16 protein-coding genes and 1 riboswitch are annotated in these 15,894 nt (G+C 50.4%); all 16 genes read left to right on the top strand.

Annotated features, from left to right (window positions below; genetic code table 11):
• Window positions 1-157 precede the first annotated feature (157 nt).
• The 16 genes from FKV70_RS08235 to cbiE all read left to right on the top strand — a co-directional run bounded on the left by FKV70_RS08235 (window position 158) and on the right by cbiE (window position 15,883).
• Window positions 158-1,015, top strand: coding sequence for a LysR family transcriptional regulator (locus tag FKV70_RS08235; protein ID WP_142612505.1), 858 nt, complete (start codon window positions 158-160; stop codon window positions 1,013-1,015).
• Between the two features lie 70 nt (window positions 1,016-1,085).
• Window positions 1,086-1,799: a pirin family protein gene (locus FKV70_RS08230; protein ID WP_142612504.1), complete on the top strand. Its 714-nt coding sequence runs from the start codon at window positions 1,086-1,088 to the stop codon at window positions 1,797-1,799.
• A gap of 15 nt (window positions 1,800-1,814) precedes the next feature.
• Window positions 1,815-2,153 carry a hypothetical protein gene (locus FKV70_RS08225; protein WP_142612503.1) on the top strand — a complete coding sequence of 113 codons (339 nt, stop codon included), beginning with the start codon at window positions 1,815-1,817 and terminating at the stop codon, window positions 2,151-2,153.
• Window positions 2,154-2,333: 180 nt separating this feature from the next.
• Window positions 2,334-3,959, top strand: coding sequence for a spore germination protein (locus FKV70_RS08220; protein ID WP_142612502.1), 1,626 nt, complete (start codon window positions 2,334-2,336; stop codon window positions 3,957-3,959).
• A complete protein-coding gene (locus tag FKV70_RS08215) occupies window positions 3,959-5,176 on the top strand; it encodes a Ger(x)C family spore germination protein (RefSeq protein WP_142612501.1) in 1,218 nt (405 codons plus the stop codon). The genes FKV70_RS08220 and FKV70_RS08215 overlap by 1 nt, the downstream gene beginning before the upstream one ends.
• A complete protein-coding gene (locus tag FKV70_RS08210) occupies window positions 5,169-5,393 on the top strand; it encodes a hypothetical protein (protein ID WP_142612500.1) in 225 nt (74 codons plus the stop codon). The genes FKV70_RS08215 and FKV70_RS08210 overlap by 8 nt, the downstream gene beginning before the upstream one ends.
• Window positions 5,394-5,436: 43 nt before the next feature.
• Window positions 5,437-6,591: a GerAB/ArcD/ProY family transporter gene (locus FKV70_RS08205; RefSeq protein ID WP_142612499.1), complete on the top strand. Its 1,155-nt coding sequence runs from the start codon at window positions 5,437-5,439 to the stop codon at window positions 6,589-6,591.
• 101 nt (window positions 6,592-6,692) lie between these two features.
• Window positions 6,693-7,550: a uroporphyrinogen-III synthase gene (locus tag FKV70_RS08200; RefSeq protein WP_142612498.1), complete on the top strand. Its 858-nt coding sequence runs from the start codon at window positions 6,693-6,695 to the stop codon at window positions 7,548-7,550.
• Window positions 7,551-7,751: 201 nt separating this feature from the next.
• Window positions 7,752-8,306: an LOG family protein gene (locus tag FKV70_RS08195; RefSeq protein ID WP_064797725.1), complete on the top strand. Its 555-nt coding sequence runs from the start codon at window positions 7,752-7,754 to the stop codon at window positions 8,304-8,306.
• A 57-nt stretch (window positions 8,307-8,363) separates the two neighbouring features.
• Window positions 8,364-8,550, top strand: a riboswitch (cobalamin riboswitch).
• Window positions 8,509-8,667 carry a hypothetical protein gene (locus tag FKV70_RS25870; RefSeq protein WP_155762572.1) on the top strand — a complete coding sequence of 53 codons (159 nt, stop codon included), beginning with the start codon at window positions 8,509-8,511 and terminating at the stop codon, window positions 8,665-8,667. It overlaps the preceding riboswitch by 42 nt.
• Window positions 8,668-8,860: 193 nt before the next feature.
• The gene (gene cobJ / locus FKV70_RS08190) at window positions 8,861-10,660 is read left to right on the top strand and encodes a precorrin-3B C(17)-methyltransferase (RefSeq protein WP_142612497.1); all 1,800 of its coding nucleotides are present in this window, start codon (window positions 8,861-8,863) and stop codon (window positions 10,658-10,660) included.
• A 92-nt stretch (window positions 10,661-10,752) separates the two neighbouring features.
• The gene (locus tag FKV70_RS08185) at window positions 10,753-11,829 is read left to right on the top strand and encodes a sirohydrochlorin chelatase (protein ID WP_142612496.1); all 1,077 of its coding nucleotides are present in this window, start codon (window positions 10,753-10,755) and stop codon (window positions 11,827-11,829) included.
• Window positions 11,826-12,605, top strand: coding sequence for a precorrin-6A reductase (cobK, locus tag FKV70_RS08180; protein WP_142612495.1), 780 nt, complete (start codon window positions 11,826-11,828; stop codon window positions 12,603-12,605). The genes FKV70_RS08185 and cobK overlap by 4 nt, the downstream gene beginning before the upstream one ends.
• 164 nt (window positions 12,606-12,769) lie before the next feature.
• Window positions 12,770-13,414 carry a precorrin-8X methylmutase gene (locus FKV70_RS08175; protein WP_142612494.1) on the top strand — a complete coding sequence of 215 codons (645 nt, stop codon included), beginning with the start codon at window positions 12,770-12,772 and terminating at the stop codon, window positions 13,412-13,414.
• A gap of 74 nt (window positions 13,415-13,488) precedes the next feature.
• Window positions 13,489-14,634, top strand: coding sequence for a cobalt-precorrin-5B (C(1))-methyltransferase (locus tag FKV70_RS08170; RefSeq protein WP_142612493.1), 1,146 nt, complete (start codon window positions 13,489-13,491; stop codon window positions 14,632-14,634).
• A complete protein-coding gene (gene cbiE / locus FKV70_RS08165) occupies window positions 14,627-15,883 on the top strand; it encodes a precorrin-6y C5,15-methyltransferase (decarboxylating) subunit CbiE (RefSeq protein WP_142612492.1) in 1,257 nt (418 codons plus the stop codon). Before FKV70_RS08170 ends, cbiE begins: the two co-directional genes overlap by 8 nt.
• The last annotated feature ends 11 nt before the right edge of the window (window positions 15,884-15,894 follow it).

Below are 15,894 nucleotides of genomic sequence, written 5' to 3'. Positions count from 1 at the left end.
CGGTCTCAGCGGACATATCTTATGGACACATCATAAAGGATAGGAATCTGTTGGTAAAATGATTGAAAATAAACATTATGATCATTTAAAATGATGATAAGTGACAAGGTGCGTCAATTTTTTGGCCCTTGCCCTTTCACGATAAGGAGGAACAGTAGTGGATCTGAACGATTTAAACATCTTCCAGACGGTGGCTGCACATGGCAGTGTCAGCAAGGCTGCAGCCGAGCTTAGCTACGTCCAGTCCAATGTAACGGCCAGAATCAAGCTACTGGAAAAGGAACTGAAAACCCCTTTATTTTATAGACATAAGCGGGGGATGATCCTCAATGCCGAGGGTAAGCGCCTGCTGCAATATACGAAAAGCATTTTATCGCAATTTGAGGAAATGAAGCATGCGTTTCAGAACACCTCTGCACCTTCAGGGGTACTTGAGATTGGTATCGTGGAGACTGTCATTGCTCTTCCGGCCATTTTACATGCTTACTACAGCAAGTATCCGGATGTCGAATTGTCTCTCAAGGCGGGGGTTACGGAATCACTGGTGCAGGAGGTTGCAGAAATGCGACTGGATGGAGCCTTTGTGACCGGACCGGTCAAGCATCCGCTCATTGAACAGTTTGATGTCTTTCAGGAAAAGCTGGTGCTTGTATCTCAAGGAGATGACTTTTCCGTGGACGATTTTGCAACTCGTCCGCTCCTGGTATATAAAAAAGGCTGCGGATATCGGGGAAGACTGGAGACCTGGCTCAAAATGGAAGGAATTATCCCCAAGCGGATCATGGAGTTTGGGACATTTGAGACGATTATCGGCAGTGTAGCGGCAGGCATTGGAATGACCGTTTTTCCCGAATCCTCGATCAGCGGGCTGGTGGCTCAAGGTCTGGTGTGCGGTCATGCCATCCCAGAGCCTTACAATGAAGTGACAACGGTGTTTATCCGCCGTAAGGAGGCCTTCGTGACCAGTACCTTGCAGTCTTTTATAGATGAGATTACCACTCAGACAGAAACGTAGCTTTATCGCTTGGGCTCAGGTACAATGAGAGGGATTTGGATCTCATTGTTCATCCTGAAGGAGGGCTATTATGTTTACAATATATCCGGCGTCTTCCCGGTTCAGCTTCGATAAGGGATGGCTGCGGGGGAGTCACAGCTTTTCATTCGCGGAGTATCAGGATGAGAACAATACAGCGTTTGGTCCTATGCGTGTCTGCAATGACGATGTCATTGCACCAGGTCGGGGCTTTGGAGCGCATCCGCACAGTGATATGGAGATTGTCTCCATTGTGCTGTCTGGGGAGTTGCGCCATGAAGACAACCGTGGGCATGTGGCGGTGACCCGTTTTGGAGGCATCCAGCGAATGTCAGCAGGCCATGGCATCATTCATACGGAGCACAATGCTTCGCAAACCGAGGATGTCAATCTGCTGCAATTGTGGTTTAGCCCGCATACAAGAGGACTGGAACCGTCCTATGAGACTACGGCGTTCAACCCTGAGCGTCTTCCCGGTCAGCTTCTGCCTGTCGTTGCTGGAAAGCGTGTACCAGGCACGGAGGGCGAAATAGCTGCAATCAATCAGGATTTAACGATTTATTTAAGCAAGCTTCAACCAGAGGAACAAGTCGAATTCACACAGGCCGAGGGTCGGCGCGTGTTCTTGTTCGTCATTGAGGGCTCGCTGCGAGTGAATGGTGAACATATTCTGCAAGGGCGCGATTCTGCTCGTATAGAGGAAGAACCGAAGCTATCATTGATAGCAGAGGATGCTGTCTTTTATATGCTGATTGATTTGCCCTAAAAGGAGGTGCGCACAATGGCGCAGCAGGAAACATGGCTGATCAAGCATGCCGTTACAGGGCGCAGCTTTGCTGACAGCCGTAGGCAGCATTTCGATTGTCATTTGGAATTGGCAGACGGCGTGTTTTGCTTCACGCTTCAAGAGTTGCCGCGCGAGGCGGCAGAGGCGATTGTGCGATTCAGCGAGGAACTGAACGTTTTTCGTTTTGTAACGCCGGCAGATGGTGGACCCGTAGTAAAGCACTGGTATTACGTGACCCCGGAAAGTGTGCAGTATCATGGTCAGCTCGGTGAGCTTACGTTCGAAGCCGGTTCTAAAATTGAATACCATCCCGAGGACTATTGGGGAGACTAATTATTCTTTTAATCACTCATGTCCGAATTATAATCAGCTTTCAGAGGCTCTGCATCATTGCAGGGTCTTTTTGTTATGCATTCAAGATGATGAGCGCATTGGATACATAATCCTTTGCAGGCTGGTACATCCTATAGGTCATGTTACGTGTTCGGTTCATTCGTAAAGGGAGGAATAAGAATGAAGAAAGGACGCTTTCCCAAGTTGCCAAAGTTACCGTGGAGCCGGAGAGCGATTCCAGCCGCTAATCGCAAACCACGAAATTCTCGTGTACCCCAAGGGCAGCCTGAGTCTTCATGGATGGAAGAGCCGCTGCGCAGCAGTCTGGAAGACAATTTGGTTGCATTGCGTGATATTTTCAAGGAATGCTCTGATATTGTCTACCGAGAGCTCATGATTTCTCCTGAGCGAAAAGGGCTATTGGCCTATTTCGAAGGTACGGTAAAATCAGAGGATTTGCAGGATCATATCCTGCGGCCCGTCATCTTGGGCATGATGCTCAAGGACCCTGAAGTCAACGGCAAATTGGAGCCGCTGGATGAGACTCGTATATCCATGTCCCAGACCAAAACGATGGACGAATGGAAGATGGTATCAGCAGCGATTCTGGATGGCAATGCCGCTCTGTTCGTAGACGGCACGGCTCGTGCGTATATTTTCAGTGCCAAGGGGGGCGTCCGCCGTGGCGTGGAGGAACCGCAGACGGAAGCGGTTATTCGCGGACCGCGTGAGGGCTTCACTGAGACACTTCGCGTGAATACGGCACTGCTGCGATTCAAGTTGAAGACCTCCAAGCTCAAAATGTACAGCATGACCATCGGAAAAGAAACGCAAACGAGCGTTGTCCTTACCTATATCGAAGGGATTATAGATCCGAAGATGGTGGAGGATGTTAAAAAACGCCTCAGCGATATTAAAATCGATGGTGTTCTGGAGACTGGATATATCGAGGAGTTGATTGAAGATCATCCGTTCTCGCCGTTTCCGCAAATGGAATACACGGAACGTCCGGATACCGTCACCGCGCAATTACTGGAAGGACGTTTTGCCATTTTTGTGGATGGAACGCCTTTTGCCCTGATAGGACCAGTCACGATGTGGCAGATGATGCAAGCGAGCGAAGATTATTACGAGCGCTTTTTCATCAGTAATATGGTGCGCTGGATTCGTTTTCTTTTTCTCTTCATGGCTCTTTTTCTGCCCGCATTATATGTAGCGGTGACGACCTATCATCAGGATATGCTACCGACGACACTCATATTGAGTATTGCGGCGGCTCGTGAATCCATCCCTTTTCCGGCTCTGGTGGAAGCGTTGATGATGGAGGTTTCTTTTGAAGCATTGCGGGAAGCAGGGATTCGTCTCCCCAAAACGGTCGGTCAGGCCGTCAGTATCCTCGGCGCGCTCGTTATTGGGCAGGCCGCAGTACAGGCTGGGATCGTATCGGCGCCCATAGTCATTGTTGTGTCGCTCACAGGTATTGCGTCGTTTACCATACCGCGTTTTAATTTCGCGATCACGGTTCGTCTGCTGCGGTTTCCAATCATGCTGATGGCCGGTTTATTTGGATTGTTTGGCATCATTATTGCGACAACACTGATTGCTACGCACTTAACCAAGCTAACATCGTTTGGCGTTCCTTATATGAGTGGGTATAGCCCGTATAACCATACGGATCAGAAGGATATCATCGTCCGTGCGCCTTGGTGGAAAATGGTCAAACGTCCTTCCTGGATTGGTAGGGACAACAACAAACGAGAGAAGAAAAAGATGAATGGATCGCCTGAAACCGAGGAGGGATGGTGATGAAGCCCACATCAAATACACAACAAATGCGTAAAGTGGCTGTGCTCTGTTGTCTGCTGCTTTGTTCTGTTCTTCTGGGAGGATGTTGGGATCGCCGTGAAGTGAATGATGTGGCCTTTGTCATGGGTACTGGATTGGATAAGGAAGGTGACCAATACCGGATCACGATGCAAATTGCTCTGCCTGGACAGCTCGGTTCTTCGGGCAGCACAGGAGGAGGGGGAGGTACCAGAGGTACGAAGTCATACTATCTAGAGTCCAAAACAGGCCCGAGCTTTCGGGGGGCAATCGCCGAGGAACAGCGGGAGGTATCGCGGACGCTGAATTACTCTCATCGACGGGTGCTGCTGTTCGGCGAGGCGTTGGCACGAGAGGGAATTAGCAAAATGATGGATGTTATTGCACGTATTCCACAAAACCGTCTGTCTTCTCTGATTGTTATCACGAAGGGATCAGCGATGGAGATGCTTCAGGCAGATGCTCCGATTGAGCAATATCCAGCGGAAATGATACGTGAGCTCAACTTTTCCTATATGAAAGAACCTCGTTCCGTGAAGCTGCTGATGAATTCCATTCTGCTGGATGGCATTGATCCAGTGGTACCAGTAATGTCTCTGGTGAAGAATGGACCAGCTAGCCTTAAAGACAGGAAGACAAATATTCAGATCGATGGACTGGCTGTCTTTCGCCAAGATAGGGTAACAGGGATTATTGATAACCACCTCAGTCGCTTTCTGCTGTTGGGTATGGAGCAAGCCAAGGAGACAGAGATATTTGTCACTCCTCCCAAGGGTAAAGGTTACATATCTGTCCATCTCATTGAAAATAGAGTCAATATTAAACCCCATATTCAGGGGAATGAGATTGCAATGACCGTTCGACTGGACTGCAATGGGAATGTGAAGGAAAATGAGACGGATTTTGATATTTCCAACGAAGAGAATTTGAAGTGGTTGGAGCAGCAGACAGTTGAGGAGATCAAGAGGGAACTGGGAGCGGCTGTCCATGTGATTCAGCAAAAGTATCATTCAGATGTACTTGGCTTGGGCAGGGCTATTATTACAAGTCACCCGGAGGAATGGAAACGGATTAAACCTCAATGGGATCAACTCTATCCCAAGGTGGAAATCACCATAGATCCGGTCGTGCATATTGAGAATATCGGCGCGGTCACCAAACCGTTCGGGTACAAAAAGGAGCGAATCCAGAATGAATAAAGTATTTCTATGGCCTTTATTGCTGGCTATGCTCTTTATGTATCTGGTTGACCGTAAAAGTATTAGCAATGCACCCGCCGTCAATCGCTGGGTCTCCCGCGTATTGTATGTTATTAGCATTGGTATCTGGATTTACGGCACATCGACAAAGAGCAGTATTTATGTGGCTACATGGGTGGCTCGTTTCATTGATATGTGGCTCCCCTCTACGTTGTAAATCGTGTAATGGATGCCTGCGGGCAAAAGGAGGATGTACCTGCATGAAACAGTTCACAACCAGACAAATTGTGCTGCTTGGTGTATTGATGGAGAGCGGAATAACCCTTATACATGCTCCGGCGCAGGCAGCAGATTACGCGAACCAGCATGCCTACTGGACCTGTGTAATTGCGGCTATCGTGCTATGCTTGCCGATCTGGGCGATGTTGAAACTCAAACGCCGTTTCCCTGATCAGGATTTGATGCAGGCGATGGTAAGCTCTCACCCTGTGCTGGGGCGTGCGCTGCTTGCGATCTACCTTATTTTATTCCTCATCATTTTTGCGCGGGATTTGAGGATTATTACCGATCTGGTAGAGGTGGTGCTTTTGCCGCTGACTCCGATTGTGATCACTTCTCTTATTTTGTTGTTGACTCTGGTATTTATGGCTAAAGGCGGAATAAGCACCATGGTCAATATGGCGGAGATTTTTGTCCCGTTATTGATTGTGACACTGCTGACTATGCCGCTTTTTTTCGGCCGTAATATGGATTTTTCAATGTTGAGACCCTATTTACATCCGGAAGTAGAGGGAGTGATTAAGGGTAGCTGGCGTATGATGGGATATATGGTCGATATCATGATCGTTCCCTTTGTCCTCCCGGGAAAGAGCTATAATGGGCGTAGTGCGTGGTTTGGGCATTTGACCGGAACTGTCTATATGATCTTGTTGGTATTGCTGTCGGAGTTGGTAATTGGTGTGCCTATCTTGTCACGGCTGTTTTATCCATCGTATGAACTGGTACGTCAGTTGCAGCTAACCGATTTTCTGGATCGATTCGACTTATTCGTAGCAGCGTTGACCGTACCAACCTTTCTTATAAAGATTGGAGTTGACCTGTACGTTACCAGTCTCGCGATCAAGCGTATGTTTACTCATGCCTGGGGGAGTCTGATGGTATGGCCCGTAGGTTTGTTAGGTTATGTCTGTTCGTTTATGTTGTTTTCCAACACAGTACAAATTTATGATTTCAGCCGGGAATGGACTGCGGTGATGGTCATTTTCTTTGTATTCATGCCCTTGGTGTTATGGATGCTGCTTCGACCCAAATCTAAAGGGAACGATAACGATAAGTCATCATCCACCAGGGAGAGGGATAGAAGTGAACAGAAAGAAGGCCCGCAGGGAAGTGAAACAGGACACGCCCAATTATAAGTTTACTGTATTTAGCGGAAAAGTAATTCTTATTTGTCTTTTGTCTCTCTAATTGTATACTTGGTAGAAAGAAATACGACTTCTACAAGGGAGGCAACAGCATGGCACAACGCATGACAGGTAAGAGAGTCGCTCTTGCCGGTCCCCGTAAAGCAGAAGAAATGGCGCTGTTAGTTATGAAGATGGGAGGAGAGCCGGTAGAGCGCCCAGCCCAGGGCACGGTTTTTCTGGATGACATCGAGCTGCGCAACGCTGTTGTATCGTGGGTGAAGAACCCTCCGGACTGGTACATCTTTACGACAGGTATGGGACTGGACGCTCTGTTCGATATGGCGGAGGACATGGGCGTGGCTGAGCAAATTATAGAGCTGCTGCAATCCTCCAACATTGCGGCACGAGGCTACAAGACGGTCAATGGACTCAAAAAGCGTGGCTTTACGCCAGCAGTACGGGACGAGGACGGAAGTTTGATCGGGCTGACACGAGCCTTTGTCCCTTATGATCTGAAGGGGAAGGAAGTGCTGCTGCAACTGCATGGAGATCCGGCCCCCCGGTTGGTAGAGTGGCTGAATGAGCAGGGGGCAGTGACTCGCCAAGTACTTCCTTATAAGCATATCCCACCTGAAGAAGCAAAATTGCAGGCATTGCTGGACGATGTGATCCAGCGTAAGATTGATGCTGTCACGTTCACGAGTGGCCCGCAAATCCGTTTTTTGGCCCAATATGCCAGAGAGCACAACCGAATTGAAGATTTGCTGGAAGCTTTTCGTGAAGATGTCATTGCTGTATCGGTAGGCAAAGTGACCGCACAATCCATTTTGGAAGAGGGAATTGAACGAATTGTGTTCCCAACTGAAGAGCGCATGGGCGCGATGATGGTGGAGCTGGGCAAATATTTTGAGCATAGTGACTCGGTGCATGGCTACGGCTTGAAGAGCGTGAATGGTCATTTGAAATGAGTTAGACAACGATAGTGCTGTAAGCTGAAAATGAACTTATATTTACGAATCCAGCGTAAAATAAAGATAAGGGCCTGCGAGGTCTTTATCTTTTTTTGTTGGACATGCATCGATAAAGTTTTTTGTTATAGCGAAAATATTTGTCTAATATAATGAATAAGTTTCGATGCATGATACTTGAGGACAGGAGCTGAGACGTTAATGAATTCTATTTGTGTATTTGCCGGGTCCAGACCTGGACATTCATCGGTATATGTAGAGGCGGCAGGCAAGCTGGGGGAAGCCATGGCTCGCCAGCATATCCGTCTGATCTATGGTGGCTCCAGCAGAGGGCTGATGGGTGAGGTGGCGGATGGACTGCTGGCGGGTGACGGTCAGGTCACCGGTATTATGCCGACCCTGTTATTTGATGCAGAGATCGTACATCGGGGAGTTACCGAGTTTATTGAGGTAGCAAGCATGCATGAACGTAAGGCGGCAATGAGCGAGATGGCCGATGCATTTATAGCCCTTCCGGGTGGCTTGGGAACCTTTGAGGAGCTGTTCGAGGTATTGTGCTGGGCGCAAATTGGTATTCACCACAAGCCTATTGGGCTGCTAAATGTAAATGGATATTTTGACCCGTTGGTAGAAATGGTACGTCATAGCGTTCAGGAAGGGTTTACCGGAGCTGATCATCCAGCGCTACTGAGTATCTCTGCGGACCCGGACGAATTGCTGCATATGTTAAAAAATAAAGCAGAGAACTTAAAATAAAGCTTTTTTCGTGCTTGCACAACTGATTGAGGCAAGGTTATGATAAGACCCATAATCAAATAGCGGACAGACAAGGTGCCTTTGCGATTGAGCAAAGGGTAACAGGGAATCGGGTGCAAATCCCGAGCGGTCCCGCCACTGTAAGGAAGAGGATTCTTTTAAAATGGTCACTCGTACAAAACGGGGAAGACGAAAGAATCCGTTGATGCCAAGCCAGGAGACCTACCTTGATCTGTATGCACCGTTAACCTTCGCGGAGAGGATGGGTGTACGAAAATCAGGAAATCAGGCACACGTTGCTTTTTCCATGTTGGTTACAGGTTTGCGTGGATATGAACGTGCAGCAGCGTTTGAAGCGTAAACAAAACAGATGGAAAACAACGGCAGGTTGGAGGGAGACAAGAACTGTCTTCTTACGCTGTTTCGTCTGATGAGAGAGATACGTACATAGGAACCCCATCCGGGCAGGATGGGGTTTTTCGAGTTATAGATGTTCATAAATTAATGAATTAGTTAGTATAGCTGCCCTGAAAAGGATGAATAGGAGGAGCACGATGAGCCCATTAGGAAAATTGCTGGTGATTGGATTTGGACCAGGAGATATGGAACATATCACAAAACGGGCGTTGGATGCGCTGGCTGAAAGTGAGGTCATTATCGGCTACAACACCTATGTTGATTTGATCCGTCCGTTGCTAAATGGTCAGGAGATTGTACGCACAGGGATGACAGAGGAAGTGAGCCGTGCACAAGAGGCGGTTCGCCAAGCAGAGATGGGCAAGAAGGTAGCCGTCATTTCCAGTGGAGATGCGGGGGTCTATGGCATGGCAGGGCTGGTGTACGAAGTGCTGATGCAAAAAGGCTGGCGCCGCGAGGACGGAGTTGAGGTAGAAGTCGTGCCGGGGATCTCGGCTATCCAATCCTGTGCTTCATTGTTGGGGGCGCCGGTGATGCATGATGCTTGCACGATCAGTCTGAGTGATCATCTGACCCCGTGGGAAACGATCGTGAAGCGTGTAGAAGCTGCGGCTTCGGCTGATTTTGTAATTGCATTATACAACCCGCGCAGTGGCCGGCGTACCCGCCAGATCGTGGAGACGCAGTCCATTTTGCTCCGTTACCGTGATCCGCAGACTCCGGTTGGGTTGGTAAAGAGTGCTTATCGTGAACGTCAGCAGGTTATTGTAACGACGCTGGAAGATATGCTGAACCATGATATTGGGATGCTGACGACCGTAATCATCGGCAATTCCTCAACGACAGTGTATGACGGCTTAATCGTGACTCCGCGCGGCTATCAGCGCAAATACACGTTGGATACGACTGAGCAAGCGCTTAAGCCGCATCAGAGACTTCGTACGGAAGCAGAGCCGTGGTCGCTGGGCGCGCAAGAGGATCGCGCGCTGGATACACCGCAGGTGGGCGCAGCACTGACTGCGCCCACCGGGCCCTCCGCAAGCGGCGCTGCGGTTGCCACGCAGACACGCCCGCAAGCGATGGCTGCCGTGCAGGCTACGCCTGCGAAGCAAACCGGGGCATCACTGGCCGCAGAGGCGCTCGGCCGCCTTGCTGTCGGTGGCAAGCTGCCAGGCGAGGCCAACGCTCGCTGGAGCGGGCAAGCGCCTGCTGTCGTGAGCGCCGCCGGAACGTCAGCAGAGGCCGGAGCAGGGGCTGCGGCTGGGAAAGCGCCAGGCGGCTTTGGCAAGCCTGCGCTGTTTGAGGTAGGTGTTTCCCCTGGTGTGGGAAACAAGAAGTTCACCGCTCGGCAGATGGCACTGCTCGCTGACGTAGCGGGTGATGATGGTGAGCTGGAATACACGCCAGATCATCAAATCGTGCTGCGCGTGCCGTGCACAGACCCCGAGGAACTAGTCGGACGGCTACGGGATGAGCGATTCATTGTCATGCCGATCGGCGATGTGTTTAAGGTGAAGGCGTGCGACTTCTGCAATATGGAGAAAGATGACGCTGTGCCTGTGGCTGAGCATCTACAGGTTGTACTTGGTGGATTACAGGCGCCCAAGGAAACGAGTATTGCCTTGAACGGATGCGGCATGGCTTGCTATGGAGCAGTGCTGGAGGATATCGGAATCGTCTATCGCAAGGGAGGATACGATCTTTTTCTCGGCGGCAAAAAGTTTGGTCGCAATGCTCATGCCGCTCAGCCTGTAGCGGAAGGGATTCCGGGTGACCAGATTACGGACATCGTGGAGAATATTATCGCTGAATACAAAGAAAAAGGGCATCCGAACGAGCGTTTTCATAAATTTTTCAAACGTGTAGGCATCGTTGCCGGTTTCCGGCATGAAGATGCGCCGGCAACAGTAGAAGTGAACGCGGTTTGTGGTGATTAGTCGGTTGGTAGGCTTGATGAACCGGATACAAGCATATATATAAAATAGGGCGTCTGTAGGCTATCCCTATAAATGAGGAGGAACAAACAGCAGTGGATGCAATATTGTTGGTTGGACATGGAAGTCGGGACCCAGAGGGCAATCAGGAACTACTGGAATTTGCACAGGCGGTAGCAGATCGGGCGCCAGGTACGTGTGTAGAAACCTGTTTTCTAGAGTTGGCACGGCCCAGTATTGGCGAAGGAGTGCAGGCGTGTGTGGAGAAAGGGGCGACGCGTGTCGTTCTTATTCCGATTATTTTGTTCGCCGCAGTGCACGCCAAAATTGATATTCCGATGGCTATTGATCGGGCAAAGGCAAAATATCCGCAGGTGGAATTTGTATACGGACGCCCGATTGGCGTTCACGAGAAAATCGTTAGCATACTGCTGGATCGCTTGAAAGAGACCCGTCCGGTTGCAATTCCTGCGGGGATGCATAGCGCGGTCGAGGCATCTGCCGAGGTATCCAACGAAGAAACAGCAGTACTTGTATTAGGACGCGGAAGTAGCGATCCAGATGCAAACAGTGACTTTTTCAAAATCACCCGTATGCTGTGGGAGAAGCTTTCTTATACGTGGGTAGAAAGCAGCTTTATCGGCGTGACGCAACCTTCTTTTCCAGACGGTCTGGAGCGTTGCGTACGACTGGGTGCCAAAAAGATTATCGTGCTTCCGTATTTTCTGTTCACGGGTGTGCTGATTAAGCGCATCGAAGAAATGACCCAGGAATTTGCTGAGGCTCACCCTGCATTACAGGTGGAAATGGGCGGATATTTTGGTTTCCATCCTCAATTGGTTGAGCTGGTGCTAGAGCGGGCTAACGAAGGTTTGTTCGGTAAGGTTACGGCTAATTGTGATAACTGCCAGTTCCGTCTGGAAGCACAGGAGCATCACCATCATCACCACGACCATGACCACGATCATCATCATGAGCATGAGCATGATCACCACCACCATCACGATCATGATCACCATCATCATACACATGAGCATGATCATCATCACGAGCACCATACACATCACCACGCGCACGATCATGAGCATAGGCATGCTCACGACCATGAAGAGCATGACCATGATCATACGACTTCTGTAGTGAACGTAGCTGGGCAGGTGAAAGGCTCATGATTTTCATGCTGTGTGGAACGAGCGATGCACGGGAATTGGCGCTGCAAATTCGTGACATGGGCTTTAACATATTGACCTCAGTCGTAACCGAAAGCGCGGCGGCCAGTTTGTCCGAAGCAGGACTGGACGTGCGTACAGGCCGAATGACAGCCGATGAAATGGGGGCAATGATTCGGGAGAAGGGGATGCAGGCTGTTGTTGATGCCAGCCACCCTTTTGCAGAGGAAGCACATGCGAATGCGATGACTGCTGCTCGCGAGTCTGGAGTTCCTTATATCCGCTACGAGCGGACGGGACTGGTGTATGACAATCATCCGTTGCTCCATATCGTTCCTTCCTATGAAGAGGCGGCATTAATTGCTAAGCAACTCAAAGGCTCTGTCATGCTTACAACGGGCAGTAAGACGCTTGGCACGTTCACCAAGCATTTGCTTGGAGATCCGGACATTCGTCTGGTTGCACGTATGCTGCCGCGCCTCGATAATATGGAGAAATGCGGAGAGCTGGGGATGGAGCAAAAAAATATTATTGCCATGCAGGGACCCTTTTCGCGTGAGATGAACGAAGCATTGTACAAGCACTTTGCTACGACCGTGATGGTCACCAAGGAGAGCGGACGCACCGGAGCAGTGGATGAGAAGGTTCAGTCTGCTTTGGACCTGGGTATTCACGTCATTTTGATTTCCAGACCGGAAGTAGAGTTTGGTACGGTATTTGATCATTTCGACGGAGTAATTAACGCCCTTCGTACAGCCACAGGGAAGACTTCAATTTGAGTTGAGTCAAAGCCCTGCAAGTTCAGTTACTCCAGAACAACTGCTGGCATGTATCTAAAATATAGTCATCTTAAAATACGCGTTTTAATAGAAGTATCTGGTATTTCATTGCACGAGCAGTTATTTTTCCTAAACTAATTTTCCATAAGGAGTAGGTCGATACCATGGATTTTAAAACAGACTTTAAGCCGCTAACGGTGCAGCCGCAGGAGATTGAGGGTAAAAGCTTCGCGATGATCACAGAAGAATTGGGAGAGCATCCATTTACAGCAGAGCAATATCCCGTTGTACAGCGTGTCATTCATGCATCTGCTGATTTTGAGCTGGGGCGCAGCATGGTATTCCATCCCAAAGCAATCGAAGCCGGAATTGCAGCTATTCGCGCAGGGCAGCCGGTGGTGGCAGATGTGCAAATGATTCAGGCAGGGCTGAGCAAGGATCGCATCCGTCAATTTGGCGGGGATGTTCATGTGTACATATCTGACCCGGACGTGATGGAAGAAGCCAAAAGGCTAAACACGACACGTGCCATTATTTCAATGCGCAAAGCGATTCAGGCCAGCGAAGGTGGGATCTATGCGATCGGGAATGCGCCGACAGCGTTGCTGGAGCTGATTCGTCTGGTGAAAGAAGGAGCGGCTAAACCCGGACTGGTGATTGGCATGCCCGTAGGTTTTGTATCGGCGGCAGAATCCAAGGACGAGCTGCGCAAGCTGGATATTCCGTTCATCACGAATATTGGACGCAAGGGTGGCAGTACGATTGTGGTAGCGGCATTGAATGCCATCTCCTTAATGGCTGTCCGCTAGATGCGGTTGTTCGTTTGCTGTATCATGAAATGAAATTAGACATGATCAGCAGCAGAGGTTAAGGAGGAATTGGCATGGAAAAGGAAGCGGCGTCCGCCAGCAAACCCAAACGGATGAAAAGTGGTGAAGCTCCCGCGCCGGACAAGCCGATGCGGTCAGGCTTTACGACGGGGGCTTGTGCGGCTGCAGTAGCCAAAGGAGCGGTGCAACTGCTCATTACGGGCATACCGCCGAAGGAAGCGGTGATATCGCTGCCTGCGGGCTTCGATCATGCGTTTGAGCTGATCGAGCCTGTGTTGGACGCGGACGAGGCTTCCTGCACGACGATCAAGGACGGTGGCGACGACCCGGATGCCACGCATCAGGCGAAAATTAGCGCCTCTGTTAGCTGGCGCGAGGAGCCGGGTATTGAGCTGGATGGCGGCGTCGGCGTCGGACGGGTAACGAAGCCCGGCCTGCCTGTGCCTGTCGGGGAAGCAGCGATCAATCCGGTGCCGCGTCGGATGATTATGGAGGCCGTCTCAGGCGTGCTTGAGGAGCATGGATCGGCCAAAGGGGTCCGGGTCGTCATTAGTGTGCCGGACGGCGAAGAAATCGCCAAGAAAACACTGAACGGACGGCTTGGCATTCTTGGGGGGATTTCCATCCTGGGTACACGCGGTGTGGTCGTTCCGTTTTCCACGTCAGCGTATAAAGCCAGCGTGGTGCAGGCTATATCGGTTGCCCAAGCGATGAACTGCGAGGAAATTGTCCTGACCACAGGCGGCAGCAGTGAAAAATATGCGATGCAAATGTATGACCAGTTAACGGAAGAAGCTTTTATTCAGATGGGGGATTTTGTCGGCTTTGCAGTCAAGCATGGCAAACGATTGGGAATGAAAAAGATTATTCTCGTCGGTATGCCTGGCAAGCTGTCAAAGGTTGCTCAGGGTGTCATGATGGTTCACTCCAAGAGTGCTCCAGTAGACTTTGGATTTTTGGCCAGGGTTGCGCGTGAAGCAGGGGTGGACGAGTCGCTTGCAGTGGCAGTGGCTGAGGCGAATACAGCTACGCAGGTGGCGGATATGATGACCGAAGCGAATGCGCTGAGCTTTTTTGAAAAGTTATGTACCTATGGATGTCAGCATTGCCTGGAGCATGCAGGTGGTGGAATCACCGTGGAAATGGTACTGGTAACGCTGAAAGGGAACGTGCTGGGGAGGGCGAGAGTTGGTGAGTAGAGTGATCCGTGTCATTGGTATCGGAGAAAATGGAGCGGCAGGTCTGTCGCAGGAAACGCTGGAACAAATTGAGCGTGCTGACCTGCTGGTCGGTGGCGAGCGCCAGCTAGCTTTTTTCAAGGCAGCTACAGGAGAAAAACGAACATTAAAGAGCGGCTTATCCGCCGTGGTAGAAGAATTGGGACGGTTGCGTGAGCACAAGGATATTGTCGTGCTTGCGTCAGGCGATCCGCTTTTTTTTGGAATTGCAGGCTATTTGTCTGCCAAGCTGGGGGCTGAACACCTGGATATTTTACCCCATCTCAGTTCGGTTCAACTGGCGTTTGCACGTCTCGGTGACAGCTGGCAGGATGCGGTGCTGGAAAGTGTACATGGTCGTCCGATGACTGGTTTAGCGCAACGGATCGATGGGCAGAACAAGATCGCGTTGCTGACGGATGATCGTAATCATCCCGCCGCGGTTGCCGCTTATCTGCTGCATTTTGGCATGACGGAATATGATGCCTTTGTCGGTGAGCATTTGGGAGGACCGGATGAGGTGTATCGGCATTATACGCTGGAAGAGATGGCGCAGGGGACATTCCAACCCCTGAACGTGGTTGTTTTGCGCCGTCGCAAGGGAGAAGACGTGCCAGCAACCCGCCGGGGATTTGGTTTTGAGGATGCTGAATTTCACCAGCGCAAGCCGGAAAAAGGGCTGATCACGAAGCGTGAAGTGCGTGTATTCAGCTTGTCCGAGCTGCGATTGACCGAGCGAAGCACCGTATGGGATATCGGCGCAGGCTCGGGTTCTGTAGCTGTGGAATGTGCGCGGCTGGCCAAGTACGGGCAAGTGTTCGCCATTGAGAAGAATGAAGGCGATCTCGCCAATGTGGAAGCGAACAAGATCAAATTTCGCACTGATTTTCCAGTGATTCATGCCAAAGCGCCTGCCGGATTGGATGAGTTGCCAGACCCGGATGCCGTGTTTATCGGCGGGAGCGGAGGAGAACTGGCAGAACTGATCCGTCTGTGCGCTTCCCGTCTGCGTAAGGACGGGCGAATTGTAGTAAATGCTGCAACCATTGAGACGCTGCATGACGGTATGAAGGCGATGCAAGCCGCAGGACTCGAAACCTCGGTGACGTTACTGCAAACAGCGCGTAGCAAGCCGATTTTGAATATGACTCGTTTTGACGGACTCAATCCGATATATGTCATTACAGGACAGCCGCCGGTAGACGTGGCTGACGGAGCAGCAGGGGAGTAAGCTGGTAATCA

This window comes from Paenibacillus ottowii, from assembly GCF_006874425.1.
Taxonomy (GTDB): Bacteria; Bacillota; Bacilli; order Paenibacillales; family Paenibacillaceae; genus Paenibacillus; species Paenibacillus ottowii.
The sequence above is the reverse complement of the archived record's forward strand: the minus strand, read 5'-3'. Positions and strand labels throughout refer to the sequence as shown.

Bases quoted from the DNA above. Each gene is read 5' to 3' on its own strand.
- FKV70_RS08175 (WP_142612494.1), top strand. From the start codon at position 12,770: ATGGATTTTAAAACAGACTTTAAGCCGCTAACGGTGCAGCCGCAGGAG.
- FKV70_RS08200 (WP_142612498.1), top strand. From the start codon at position 6,693: ATGGCACAACGCATGACAGGTAAGAGAGTCGCTCTTGCCGGTCCCCGT.
- FKV70_RS08225 (WP_142612503.1), top strand. From the start codon at position 1,815: ATGGCGCAGCAGGAAACATGGCTGATCAAGCATGCCGTTACAGGGCGC.
- cobK (WP_142612495.1), top strand. From the start codon at position 11,826: ATGATTTTCATGCTGTGTGGAACGAGCGATGCACGGGAATTGGCGCTG.
- FKV70_RS08195 (WP_064797725.1), top strand. From the start codon at position 7,752: ATGAATTCTATTTGTGTATTTGCCGGGTCCAGACCTGGACATTCATCG.
- FKV70_RS08170 (WP_142612493.1), top strand. From the start codon at position 13,489: ATGGAAAAGGAAGCGGCGTCCGCCAGCAAACCCAAACGGATGAAAAGT.
- FKV70_RS08210 (WP_142612500.1), top strand. From the start codon at position 5,169: ATGAATAAAGTATTTCTATGGCCTTTATTGCTGGCTATGCTCTTTATG.
- FKV70_RS08230 (WP_142612504.1), top strand. From the start codon at position 1,086: ATGTTTACAATATATCCGGCGTCTTCCCGGTTCAGCTTCGATAAGGGA.
- FKV70_RS08220 (WP_142612502.1), top strand. From the start codon at position 2,334: ATGAAGAAAGGACGCTTTCCCAAGTTGCCAAAGTTACCGTGGAGCCGG.
- FKV70_RS08215 (WP_142612501.1), top strand. From the start codon at position 3,959: ATGAAGCCCACATCAAATACACAACAAATGCGTAAAGTGGCTGTGCTC.
- cobJ (WP_142612497.1), top strand. From the start codon at position 8,861: ATGAGCCCATTAGGAAAATTGCTGGTGATTGGATTTGGACCAGGAGAT.
- FKV70_RS08205 (WP_142612499.1), top strand. From the start codon at position 5,437: ATGAAACAGTTCACAACCAGACAAATTGTGCTGCTTGGTGTATTGATG.